The 12,522-nt window shown below is 51.9% G+C and carries 11 protein-coding genes; 4 read left to right on the top strand and 7 right to left on the bottom strand.

Annotation, left to right across the window (positions count from 1 at the left end):
- Window positions 1-395: 395 nt before the first annotated feature.
- Genes folB through OO017_RS01990 form a run of 3 tightly spaced genes read right to left on the bottom strand, consistent with a single transcriptional unit; the run spans window position 396 to window position 2,667 of the window.
- A complete protein-coding gene (gene folB, locus OO017_RS02000) occupies window positions 396-752 on the bottom strand; it encodes a dihydroneopterin aldolase (RefSeq protein WP_266050757.1) in 357 nt (118 codons plus the stop codon).
- A 7-nt stretch (window positions 753-759) separates the two neighbouring features.
- On the bottom strand, window positions 760-1,743 hold the full coding sequence (locus OO017_RS01995; protein WP_266050756.1) for a DivIVA domain-containing protein: 984 nt from the start codon (window positions 1,741-1,743) through the stop codon (window positions 760-762).
- Window positions 1,744-1,746: 3 nt separating this feature from the next.
- Entirely contained in the window at window positions 1,747-2,667 is a 921-nt protein-coding gene (locus OO017_RS01990; RefSeq protein WP_266050755.1) for a WD40 repeat domain-containing protein, read from the bottom strand.
- Window positions 2,668-2,770: 103 nt separating this feature from the next.
- Here OO017_RS01990 and OO017_RS01985 point away from each other — a divergent pair, with 103 nt between their 5' ends.
- Window positions 2,771-3,436 (top strand): 4'-phosphopantetheinyl transferase family protein, encoded by a 666-nt coding sequence (locus tag OO017_RS01985; RefSeq protein ID WP_266050754.1) that lies wholly within the window; start codon window positions 2,771-2,773, stop codon window positions 3,434-3,436.
- Window positions 3,433-4,014 (top strand): thioredoxin family protein, encoded by a 582-nt coding sequence (locus OO017_RS01980; RefSeq protein ID WP_266050753.1) that lies wholly within the window; start codon window positions 3,433-3,435, stop codon window positions 4,012-4,014. The genes OO017_RS01985 and OO017_RS01980 overlap by 4 nt, the downstream gene beginning before the upstream one ends.
- A gap of 217 nt (window positions 4,015-4,231) precedes the next feature.
- Here the strand turns inward: OO017_RS01980 and OO017_RS01975 are convergent, their stop codons facing one another.
- The 4 genes from OO017_RS01975 to OO017_RS01960 form a co-directional block, all read right to left on the bottom strand.
- Complete coding sequence (locus OO017_RS01975) at window positions 4,232-5,080, bottom strand: transglutaminase-like domain-containing protein (RefSeq protein ID WP_266050752.1); 849 nt, start codon at window positions 5,078-5,080, stop codon at window positions 4,232-4,234.
- Window positions 5,081-5,214: 134 nt separating this feature from the next.
- Window positions 5,215-6,843, bottom strand: a complete 1,629-nt coding sequence (locus tag OO017_RS01970; protein WP_266050751.1) for an acyl-CoA carboxylase subunit beta — start codon at window positions 6,841-6,843, stop codon at window positions 5,215-5,217.
- Between the two features lie 96 nt (window positions 6,844-6,939).
- Complete coding sequence (locus tag OO017_RS01965) at window positions 6,940-8,037, bottom strand: MlaD family protein (protein ID WP_266050750.1); 1,098 nt, start codon at window positions 8,035-8,037, stop codon at window positions 6,940-6,942.
- Between the two features lie 11 nt (window positions 8,038-8,048).
- A complete protein-coding gene (locus OO017_RS01960) occupies window positions 8,049-8,831 on the bottom strand; it encodes an N-acetylmuramoyl-L-alanine amidase family protein (protein ID WP_266050749.1) in 783 nt (260 codons plus the stop codon).
- A 73-nt stretch (window positions 8,832-8,904) separates the two neighbouring features.
- Here OO017_RS01960 and OO017_RS01955 point away from each other — a divergent pair, with 73 nt between their 5' ends.
- Window positions 8,905-11,601, top strand: coding sequence for a putative LPS assembly protein LptD (locus OO017_RS01955; RefSeq protein ID WP_266050748.1), 2,697 nt, complete (start codon window positions 8,905-8,907; stop codon window positions 11,599-11,601).
- 77 nt (window positions 11,602-11,678) lie between these two features.
- Window positions 11,679-12,497: a 3-methyl-2-oxobutanoate hydroxymethyltransferase gene (gene panB / locus OO017_RS01950; protein ID WP_266050747.1), complete on the top strand. Its 819-nt coding sequence runs from the start codon at window positions 11,679-11,681 to the stop codon at window positions 12,495-12,497.
- Window positions 12,498-12,522 lie beyond the last annotated feature (25 nt).

The following is a 12,522-nucleotide window of genomic DNA, read 5'->3' as shown; positions in this document are numbered from 1 at the left end:
GCGATGGTTATCGAAAACTGTTCCCAGTCCTTGGGTTGAGCGCCTTGTGAGATCCGGTGCCCGAAGGGCAGCGCCCTGGCGCAGGAGGGAACACAGCGCGATGCCCGAGGACGAGCCCTCCCGGGCTGGAGGGAGCTAAGTATAAAATGAAACAATAGGTTCGTAAGACTGAGGATCAGCAGCAACTAGCAAGTATAGCTTGTGTCAAGCTACAGAAAGCAACGGTGATGAAAGTATAAAGTATGGCTACAGTTGCGTTACAAACTCAACACCACAAAAGGACACCCCGAAACCTTTCGAGGCGCCAGAAGGGGGATAAAAGTATAAAGTCCTTCTAAAACAAAAACAGCCGATTCATCTCTGAACCGACTGCTCTTTATCAATAAGTAAATCTTTTACCTTGCCTCTTCCAAGCTAACCTTAGCCCATTTGCAGATGCCGCCGAGCGGGGGGTTAAACTTGTACACATTCACCTTCACCGACTGCACGAAGGGGAACCGCTCGTATACTTTGTCGATGATGCGGTGGCCAAGGTGCTCCAGCAAGCGGGCCGGAGTCTTCATCTCCTCCAGCACCAGCGCGTATAGCACCTCATAGTTAACCGTCTCGTCCAGGCTATCGGATTCGGCGGCGCGGCGAAGGTCGGTGTTAATGATCAGGTCTATACCGTACTTGTTGCCGATCTTCTGCTCCTCGTCGTAGTAACCGTGGAAGGCGAAGAACTCCATGCCCTCCAGCGTGATTTGCCCCATCTGCCGCTTAGCCTATCTCGTCGAAGAAAGAGCCTCCTGAAGCAGGCTTCACCGTAGCACCGTTCGTGGCATACGCATTGCGCGATGGCTCTGTCATCGGTGGCTGTATCTCTGGCTGGTCTGGCTGCACAGGCTGGATCTCCGGCACGGGCTGCTCAATATCCGGAGCAGGCACGCGACCCGGGTAGTCTGGCGATGGCTGCGGAATCTCGGGAGATGGCACGTTCGGCACCATAGGTTCTGGCGTGCTAGGCACTTCTGGTTGCGGCTGTGTAACATCCGGAGCCGGGTCACCGATAGAAGCGTTAGAGTTATTCTCAAATACCGCTACAGGAGCGTTGGATGCCGTTGATTCCGGCAACTGGTATGTGTTATTATCTGATGTCTTTTCCATGTCTTTCAAATTTTTGAGCAACTCCGAGCTGCTTACCTCGGTGTTGGCTGCTTTTGAAAGAATACTGTGTGTACCTGCTTTAGGTTTTGACTTGGCTTTTTCGGCATTCTCCAGGGTCTCGGTGGCTAGGTTGCGCAGGTCGCGTACCAGGTGGTCCATGTAGTTCTCCATCTGGCGGCACTCCTGGTCCAGCGACTTCACGTGCTGCTGCATCTCGGCAATTACGCGCTCCGACTGGCGCTGGGCCTCTTCCAGCATCTGGCGCGCCTCGTTGCGGGCTCGGTTCATCATTTCGTCTGCCTTCAGGTCCGACTCGCGGGCCTGCAGCTCAGCCGATTTCTTGGCTTGCTCCAGTATGCTGTTGCCGGTGTCTTCTGCGGTTTTGAGTGTTTTGTAGAGCGATGACTCCACCTCGCGCAGCTTCTGTGTTTCGCGGTGCGCAGCATCCAGCTTCATGCGCAGGTCCTTGTTCTCATCCTGCAGCTTTTCCCACTGCTGCGAGAGCGTCAGCAAAAACGCATTTACCTCATCCTTGTCTAATCCTCTAAATGCCTTTTCAAACGTTTTTTGCCTGATCTCTAACGGTGTAATCTTCATAACTCAAAAATTTATATCCCAAACCGAAATGGTGCGGTCATCGCTACACGAAACTAACTGATTCTGATGAGCCGACCAAAATAATTTATTTACCGAGGTACCGTGGCTGGCATGTCGCACTTTATCAATCACTTTCAGCAACTTAAAGGTCTGCGCATCCCACAGCTTTATGGATTTATCCATGCTACAGGTGGCAAAGTACTCGCCGCTCGGGCTATAAGCAATGTGGTTGATGGTGTACATGTGGGCGATCAGGTATCCCCGCTCGGTATAATTTTGCTCCACGTCCCATACCCGCAGGTGCGCATCGCGGCCACCGCTCAGCAGCAGCTTTCCGTCCGGCGAGTAGGCCACTGTAAACACGGAGTTGGTGTGCGAGGCCAGCTCCTGCTTCAGCGCCATACTTGCAGCATCAAACACCCGGATCTTATGGTCGCTGTAGCCCACGGCCAGCTCATTTGTATACTTGTTGTAGGCCAGGCTGCGGGCGCTCTTCTCGGCCTTCCGAATAATGGTCTGCAGCTCGAAGCTCTCGCCATCCAGGACGGCCACGGCCCCGTTGCCCAGAGCCACGTATACTTTGCCCGCCTCCGAAGTATAAAGTATCTCAAAAATAGGCACCTTGGGCAACGGCACCGACTTCAGTATCTTTTTACTTTCCAGGTCGATTACCTGCATACCCTCGTTGTTCTGTCCGATAAGCAGCAGGTGGCGCTCCGGCAGGTAGCACAGGGCATACACAGAGGAGCTTACCCGCGCCACCAAATCGCCGGTGTCGGGTGCCTGCATGTTCCAGGCCACCACCATGCCATCGCCGGCGGCAGAGAAAAAAAGATGCTCCTCCGCTGCCTGCTCCAACGTATACACACTGTCGCGGTGCCCAGTGAGGGTAGCCACTTTCTCAACTTGTACCTTGCTTGCCATGCTGCCTACTCTGGTGTTCCGTAATTTTAGCCTAAATTTACAACAAATACAGCTAATCAGCCGTGCCATACTTTAAAAACGCTGTAACCGCACATTATTGCTTATGCCGCTGCTATACATAAAACAACTGGACGAACACACTAAGCTGGGCCTTTGGGAGCTGACGGAGCCGATGGAAGAGCTGCGGGAGGCACTGCCTGGCTATGTTACCGTGGAGGATCGTTTGGAGAAGGTGCACCCCAAGCGGCAGCGGGAGTGGCTGGCCAGCCGAGTGCTGGTTTACAACATGTTACAGGAGTTTACCACGCGCCCCATACAGCTGCTGCGCAACCAGTACGGCAAGCCATACTTCCCCGACTCCCGCTTCCACGTATCCATCTCACACTCACCGCAGTTGGCCGCCGTTATACTTTCCGATAAGTATGAGGTTGGCATAGATATTGAACTAGTATCCCCGAAAGCGCTGCGCGTGCAGGACAAGTTTTTGACTGAAGGCGAGAAAACACATACCCTGGCCAACGAACAAAATACCTGCCTGTTCTGGAGCGCGAAGGAAACCTTGTACAAACTATACAGCCGTAAACAACTGATTTTTAAAGAGAACCTGGAGATAGCCCCCACCGAGGAGCCAAATGTGCTGCAAGGCCGTGTGAATACTGAAAATTTTTCTAAATTGTACCGTATTCACTTCAATGCTCTGCACAGTCATGTTTTAACTTACTGCATAGACAAGCAACCCGATCCTACAAACCAAACACAAAATATATGAAACAGTTATTCTCTTTACTTACGGCCTTACTGCTCTCGGTTGGTGCATTTGCACAGTCCGGGGGGTATAAGGTGGGCGATAAAGTGGCTGATTTCACGCTGCAGGGCACCAATAACCAAAACGTAACGCTCAGCGAGCTGGCCGATGCCAGGACTGTGGTACTGGTGTTTACCAATAACCAATGCCCATACGCCAAACTGTATGAGAGCCGCCTTGTAACACTGGCCAGCAACTATAGCGCGAAAGGCGTGCAGTTCATCTTTATCAACCCGGGCGCCGGCGACCCAGGTGAGACATTGGAAGACATGGCCAGCAGAAAGTATAGCCCTTACCTTGCCGATGAAGGGCAAAAGGTTAGCCGCCAGTTTGGCGCCACTAAAACTCCGGAGGTATTTGTGCTGCACAACGAAAGCGGTGGGTTTACCCTAAAGTATAAAGGTGCAATAGACGATAACCCGCAGATGGAAAGCGGCGTGAAAAACTTCTACCTCCGCAGCGTGATAGACGAGGTTCTGGCCAACCGCCCAGTTTCTGCCGGCGACAAGCGTGCCACCGGCTGTTTGATCAAGAAGTACTAATCTAGGTATAAACCGCTGACACTACACCATTATGCAATCTTTACTTATACTTTTCGGAATTTTTGCTACCGCTATAGGTGGCGCATGGGTACATTATTTGGTGCAAATTGCTAAAAGCAAGCAGTAATCCTTAAATTTATAAGTATAGCAAGTATAAAAAGAGAAGCCGCCCTGCAACAGGGCGGCTTCTCTTTTTATACTTTATCTTCATAAAGAATCAGATTGCTGAGCCTTCATCCGTAATAGCATCCAACAGTTTGGTTACCTCTGTGGCTTTCTCCGGGTCATCCATCTTCTCGAATGAGAAGGCCAGGTTGCGCAGCGCCCGCTTCACGATGTCGAGGTTGGCGCATGGCTCGTAGAAAATATCCACCGGGTTCAGATTCAGCTGCAGAATGTAGTTATCGATATCAGCTTTGCTCAGGATGAGACCTTTGTTGTACACGTTGATGTAAAACTGCAAATCGCCCAGCTTATAGGTAAGTATAAACAGGTTAGGCAGGTTCACGCCGTACACCGGCATTCCCAGGCGCTGCGCCAGCGTCATGTAAATAACGCAGAGCGTAAGGGGGTTGCCGCGTTTGCTCTCCAGCACCAGGTGCAGCATAGAGTTGGCCGGCGAATGAAAGTTCTTCGTGTTGGCCGAAAAGCGCTTCTCCCGGAACAGCACGTTGTTCAGCGACTTCACCTGGTCATAGGGGTGCATCTCATCCTTCATGTGCGTCCAGGCATCAAAGTATAGCTGGTCAATGGTCTTGTTGATGCTGGCAAAGTCCACGTCCGGATACAAGTATGAATTCACCAGGAACATCCCCTCCAGCAGGCTCTCGGCGCCACTGGCTTTCCACTCCTGCAGGCGTTTCATCAGTCCGTCGAACTGAAGGTTATGAATCAGGTCCTCAATCTTCTTCTGCAGATCTGTGTTCAGGGTCTCCTCCCACTCTTCCTCCAGAAACGGTATAATCCCCTCGCCCAAATAAGCAATCTGCTTCTCCACATACGACGCCACATCGTGGTCGCTGTCGTCCAGCAGCGAGATCAGCGCCTTAATTTCTCCCTTTGTCACAATATTCTCCGATAATTAGCTAATCAAAATCATAAACCGGAAAAGAGCGCGGGTTGGCCCCTCCGGAGGCTATATGGATAACACTCTTACTCCGGTTTATAATTCATTCATCATTATGCATTCTTAATTAGATATCACGTCTGGATCACGCCCACGTTGTATGGCTTCTCAATAGGGGCATGGTTGGCGGCCTCAATGCCCATAGAGATCACCTTACGCGTCTCCAGCGGGTCTATGATGCCGTCTACCCACAATCTGGCGGCGGCATAGTATGGCGACAGCTCCTCGTTATACTTGCTAGTGATGCGCTCCAGCAGCTCTTTCTCGGCCTCCGGCGTAATCTCCTCCCCTTTGGCTTTCATAGAGGATACCTGAATCTGCAGCAGCGTGTTGGCCGCAGCAGCACCGCTCATTACGGCCAGCTGCGCCGTTGGCCAGGAGTAGATCAGGCGCGGGTCGTAGGCCTTGCCGCACATGGCATAGTTGCCGGCGCCGTAGCTGTTGCCTACCAGAATCGTGAACTTCGGAACCACGGAGTTAGACATGGCGCTCACCATCTTAGCCCCATCCTTAATAATGCCGCCATGCTCTGATTTGCTGCCCACCATAAAGCCGGACACATCCTGCAGGAACACCAGCGGAATCTTTTTCTGGTTGCAGTTCATGATAAAGCGCGCGGCCTTGTCGGCAGAGTCGGAGTAGATAACACCGCCCATCTGCATCTCGCCTTTCTTGCTTTTCACAATCTTGCGCTGGTTGGCCACAATGCCCACAGCCCATCCGTCTACACGTGCAAGGCCGCAGATCAGTGTCTGTCCGTAAAGTTCTTTGTAAGGCTCAAACTCCGAGTTATCCACCAATCGCAGGATGATGTCCATCATATCGTACGGCTTCACGCGGTCAGAAGGCAGCAGGCCGTAGATCTCGCTCTGATGCAGCTTCGGCATGGCGGGCTCCACACGGCTGAAACCAGCCTTAGGCTTATCGCCCATCTTATCGAAGATGTTGCGGATATGGTCCAACGCCTCCTTGTCGTCTTTGCACTTATAGTCCGTTACACCCGATATCTCGGAGTGCGTAGTGGCACCACCCAGTGTTTCGTTATCTATGCTTTCGCCGATGGCGGATTTCACTAAGTATGAACCGGCCAGGAAAACGGAGCCCGTTCCCTCCACAATCATGGCCTCATCGCTCATGATCGGAAGGTAAGCACCACCGGCCACGCAGCTTCCCATAATCGCGGCAATCTGCACAATACCCATCGAGCTCATCACGGCGTTGTTGCGGAAGATGCGACCGAAGTGCTCCTTGTCCGGGAAAATCTCATCCTGCATCGGGAGGAATACACCGGCACTGTCCACCAGGTATACTATAGGCAACTTATTTTCGATAGAGATTTCCTGGGCACGCAGGTTCTTCTTGGCCGTGATCGGGAACCAGGCACCGGCTTTTACAGTGGCATCGTTGGCCACCACCACGCACTGTCGGCCTTTAATGTAGCCAATGCCTGTTACCACGCCGCCGCTCGGGCAACCGCCCACCTCTGTATACATGCCCTCGCCGGCAAAGGCGCCAACTTCCAGGAACTCGCTGCCTTCGTCCAGCAGGTATGCTATGCGCTCGCGGGCGGTCATTTTACCTTTTTGGTGCTCCTTCTCAATGCGCTTCTCGCCACCTCCGAGGTGTACTTTCTTCAGTTTACTATTTAGCTGGAAAATCAGCTGTTTTACGGCGTCTTCGTTTTTGTTGAATTCGATATCCATCCAGGGTTAGATTAGTTTTTAAGGGTAAGTATAAAATGCGAAAATCCGCCCATAAAAGCGGATTTTACAAATATACAATTTTCACGTGTAGCTTGCTTATTTAATGCCCGTAGAGTCATTTTGTGCTGGCTCAGCAGCTGCGCCCTGTACGCCATTACCTTTAGGCACAGGCACATAAACAGTGTCCGGCACGGTTCTAAACTCCTCCGGGTGCCTTTCCTGCAGCTCCTTCACCTCCTCCAGGGTAATCACACGGCCGGTTTCGTCTACTTTATACTTGTCTTTGCGGCCAAACACCGAGAAGCTTACATAGCGTTTTGGGTAGGCCTGTATGTCGCGGAGCAGCAGGTTCAGGGCCTGGGTGGAGCGGTTCATGTTCTCGTACAGCTCTTCGTCGTGCATCAGCTTCCCGATGGATCCCTCTGCAGAGTTCAGCTGGGCCGCCGCAGACTGCAGCTCCTTCACGGCTTCGTTGGCATTATGCACCAGCTGGTTTATCTCCACCTGCTTCAGCGTGTCGGTTATCTCGGCCATGTTCAGTGCCAGACGGTCTATGTGGCGCTGGGTCCTAATGAGGGAGTTGGTCAGCTGGTTAATATTGCTGGTGATCTGGTTGATGTTCTTCTGGTTAGAGCGCAGTATCTCGTTCACTGATGCTGTTGTGGCCTTAGTGTTGGCCAGTATATCCTGCAGGTTGCCCTTCGCTTCGCTGTCAAGTAATCTGTTCACACGCGCCAGGGTGGTGTCCACCTTATCAATGATCGGTACTGTTTTGGTGGAGATCATCTCCGTAATGCTGCTTTGGGTGAAAGGGATAAGGGTTTCACCGCCATCGAATGTTGTAGTGCTGTTGCCTAAGTATAACGTAATTGCTTTGCTACCCAACAGATCGGAGTTGCCAAGCGCAGCGATGGTGGAGTCGCCCACCTGCAGGTCTTTCAGCACCTCTATCTGCACCTCTACTTTGTTGTCCTTTTCGGTCATCAGACGCATCTTCTGCACACTGCCCACTTGTATGCCGTTCAGGAGCACGGGATTGGAAACCGCCAATCCGTCCACATTATCATATACCACAAAGTATCTGCGGGAGTCAGAAAAAACATCCGACCCTTTCAGGTACATGAATCCGAAGTACAGAATGACAAGCGCTACAATTCCTAGCAGCGCAACTTTAAGTTCCTTTGATATTTTCACGTAGGGTGTGCTTAGTTCATCGCCTCCAGCTCTTGCTTATACTCTTTGAAGGCGCGATATATACCTGATGCAATATACGATTGCCCGGTCTTATCGTTAAGAAATTTTTCTTCAGTGGGATTTGTCAGAAAGCCGCACTCGATCAGTACGCTTGGCATATAGGATTTCCAGAGCACAAGAAATCCTGCCTGTTTCACGCCACGGCTTTTACGGCCAGCCTTGGTCCTGAACTCCCGCTCCACTTTCTCGGCAAAGCGGAGACTGTTATCGATGTAAGCGCTCTGGTGCAGGGCAAACAGGATGTGGCTCTGCGGGGAGTTCGGGTCGAAACCGTTGTAGTTGGCCTCGTAGTCGTCCTCGTGCAGGATAACGGAGTTCTCCCGCTTGGCTACCTCCAGGTTTCCGTTAGAAGTATGAAGTCCCATCGTGTAGGTCTCGGTTCCGTATGCGGAGGCAGGGCCGGCGTTGAGGTGGATAGAAATAAAAAGGTCCGCATTGTTTTTATTCGCAATGCCGGCACGGTCTATCAGCTCTACAAAGTTATCATCGGTGCGGGTGTAAACAACTTTCACCCCGGGTACGTTCTTTTCAATCAGGCCTCCTACTTGTTTGGCAATATCAAGTGCGACAATGGCTTCATGCGAGAATTTACCGTTACACCCAACATCCTTGCCGCCATGGCCGGCATCAATTACAACAGTGCGCAACTTGTACTCTTTCTTGAATTCAAGGGTGTTAGAGGAGCACAGCAAAAAAACAAAAGCCAGAATAGAAACAGTAACAATATTTTTCACAACGCTCGTTAGTTAAAAGCTAAAACAATAACTTTGTACAAATTAAGTAAACTTTTAGGGAACTCTGAAGAAGTTGCGCCACTACATTTTCATTTTTTTACTGCTGCTGCAGTTTGCCATACTTTCCTCCCCGCCGACGGCCCATGCCCAGCGTGGACTTAGACCTGCTGCGGCAGTAACGCCGCAGGATACTCCCTCTGTAGCTTCGCAAGACACGGCCCTTGTTGCAGGACAGGACACTCTAAGCCTGGCCGCCCCACAAGGCGATATCGCGACCACGATCAAATACTCTGCCAGAGACTCCATGCAGTTTGAGGTTGACCGAAAAGTAGTGCACCTGTACGGCGACGCCAAGATAAACTACGGCGACATGAAGCTGGAGGCCGCCTACATCCAGATCAACTACGAGACCAACACCCTTACCGCCACCACCCTCCCCGACTCTACCGGAAAAGAGGCCGGCACGCCGGTATTCAGCCAGGGTGCCGAGACCTACGCAGCAAAGCGCATCGCCTACAACTATAAAACCAGGAGGGGCCGCATTTCTGAAGTAGTAACGCAGCAAGGGGAAGGATACATACACTCGGAGGTGGTAAAACGCAACGAAAACAACGAGTTCTTTGGTTTACACAACAAGTACACCACCTGTAACCTGGAGCACCCGCACTTCTACATTAACGCAGGCAAGATAAAAGCCATCCCGAACGACAAAGTAATGGCTGGCCCCTTTAACCTAGTGATAGGGGATATCCCGACGCCGCTCGGGTTTCTGTTCGGCCTCTTCCCCACGCCTAAAGCCAAGCGTGCCTCTGGTGTAATCGTGCCTAGCTACGGCGAGAATGCGCGCGGCTTTTTCCTGAACAACGGCGGCTACTACTTTGCCTGGAACGATTATGTTGGCACCAAACTAACCGGCGACATTTACTCCCTGGGCGGGTATAACGTGGAGGCAAGCACAGACTACGTGAAGCGCTATTCTTATCGTGGCAACTTCCGCTTTACTTACGATAACTTTAAAAATGACGAGGCGGATATCGAGCAATCCCGGACAACAGACAACACACTTAGCCAGCTACCATCGTCCAGGCGCACCTTCTGGATTTACTGGAACCACAGCCCTGTCACCAAACCGGGGCGCGGCTCCTTCAGCGCCAGCGTGAATGCCGGTAGTGCCCTGCACCAGCGTATAAACTACAACAGCTCGGCGCAGTACCTGTCGCCGACCTTCAACTCAAACATCTCTTACCAGAAAACCATACCCAACTCCCCTTTCAGTTACACGGTAAAGGCGAGCCAGGGACAGAGTACGCAAACCGGGACGATGAACTTCGTGCTGCCTGACCTTAACTTCAGCATGTCGCAGGTGTCGCTGTACGAACTGTTCTCCGAGCAGCCTGCTACAAACAAATGGTACGAGAAGTTTACCCTGACTTATAACGTGCGGGCCTCCAACACCATCTCCAACGTGCAGCCTGCCCGTACACGCTCTGATTTCCCGCTGCTGGAGACTGCCCCTGCCGACACCATAGACGTGAACTTTGACAACCTGCAACGCCTGTGGGAAAGCGGAAGAAAATCAGCTGTACACTCTTTCGGCATTGGCCTGGGTAACTACAAGATCCTCCGCTTCTTTAACTTTAGCCCAAGCGTAAGCTACAACGAGACCTGGCTGGACGAGAAGTATAACTTCACCTTTAACCCCGACTCTCAGCGCGTGGACATAGACACGACCAATTTCGGGCGGGTGTACCAGTACAGCGCCGGGGCTAACCTGAGCACCACCATTTACGGAACAGTTAACTTTAAAGAGGGCAAGAAAGTAGAGGCGATCCGCCACCTGGTAAGGCCAAGCATCAGCTACAACTACCGCCCGGACTTTGCCGATGAGCGTTTTGGTTTTTACCAAAACACGTTGGTTGGCACCGACCCAAGAACAAACGAGGCCATCTATCGCAATCTGGGCCGCTTCAGCACCGGCTTACCGGCAACAGGCCTTAGCTCCGCTCTTAACTTTAGCCTGGACAACAGCATTGAGATGAAGGTAAAAGCCAAGAGCGATACCGCAGAGGTGAAGTCTGAGAAGGTCAGCATCATCGATAACCTGCGTCTCTCCTCGGGCTATGATTTTGCCCGCGACTCCCTGAAACTGGCCCCGGTGAGGATGTCCCTTAACACCAAGCTATTCAAGTTCATCAACATGAACTTCAACTCCACGCTGGACCCATACCAGAAAGACGACAGCACAGGGCAATCTATAGATGAGTACTACTTTGACCTATCGAAGGGCAGGCTGGGCAGAATTACGAACGCTGGCCTGAACCTGACGGCCAGCCTGAACCCGGAGGCTTTCCGAACCGAGACGGCTGTGCCAGACAACCTGCCCTCGCTGGAGCGGCCACTTGACCCTCTTATGCCGCAGTATGTAGACTTTAACATTCCGTGGACGTTGAACCTGAACTATACCCTGAACTACAGCCGCGCCTTTGGCCTGACTGGCCGCACCAACCTTACCCAGACAGTAGGCATCGACGGCTCCCTGAATGTGACGGAGAAATGGAAGGTAACTTATAACGCAACATACGATATCTCGAACCAGAACATCTCTTACGCCAACGTGCAGATTTACCGTGACCTGCACTGCTGGGACATGAGCATCGGCTGGGTTCCCTTCGGCCTGCTACGCGGCTACAACCTGACCATAAATGCCCGCTCATCGCTGCTACAGGACCTGAAACTAACAAAACGCAGCAACACTGGTTACAATTACTAACCGTTAACAGCCACAGCAAAATGTGGCTGTTTTTGTTTCTAGATTTTATAGCTTTACATCTAAAACCACAGCGAGCCATGTCTGTACATAAAAACGATATAAAGAAAGTTACCACGCACCAGCTGCAAAATATGAAGGAGCGTGGCGAGAAAATCTCCATGCTTACCGCCTACGATTACTCCATGGCCACCATTCTGGATGCCGCCGGGGTAGACGTGCTGCTGGTAGGCGACTCGGCCTCTAACGTAATGGCGGGCCACGAGACGACACTCCCCATCACGCTCGACCAGATGATCTACCATGCATCATCGGTTATCAGGGGGGTGCAGCGTGCCTTTGTGGTGGTAGATCTGCCATTTGGTTCTTACCAGGGTAACTCTTCAGAAGCTTTGCGTTCCACCATCCGCATCATGAAGGAGTCTGGCGCGCATGGCGTGAAAATGGAGGGTGGTGCCGAGATCAAAGAATCCATTACGCGCATACTTAGTGCCGGTGTTCCGGTAATGGGGCACCTGGGTCTTACGCCGCAGTCTATCTATAAATTCGGCACCTACACCGTCCGTGCTAAGGAAGAGGCCGAGGCGCAGAAGTTGATAGAAGATGCACTGCTGCTGCAGGAGTTGGGCTGCTTTGCCGTCGTGCTGGAGAAAATACCTTCTGAGCTGGCCAAGCGTGTAGCCGAAACCCTACAGATCCCGATCATAGGCATTGGTGCCGGTCCGTACGTAGACGGGCAGGTGCTGGTGGTGCACGACATGCTGGGCATCAACAAAGAATTTAAGCCCCGCTTCCTGCGTCGCTACGCCGATCTGCACAGCATTATGACTGATGCCGTGCAGAATTATGTAAAAGACGTGAAGAACAAAGACTTCCCGAACGAGAAAGAAGCGTATTAGAGTTTAGAAGTTACAGAGTTAGAAA

Source organism: Pontibacter anaerobius (genome assembly GCF_026241195.1).
Classification (GTDB): domain Bacteria; phylum Bacteroidota; class Bacteroidia; order Cytophagales; family Hymenobacteraceae; genus Pontibacter; species Pontibacter anaerobius.
Note: the sequence above shows the minus strand (reverse complement) of the source record. Positions and strands in the feature narration are given on the sequence as shown.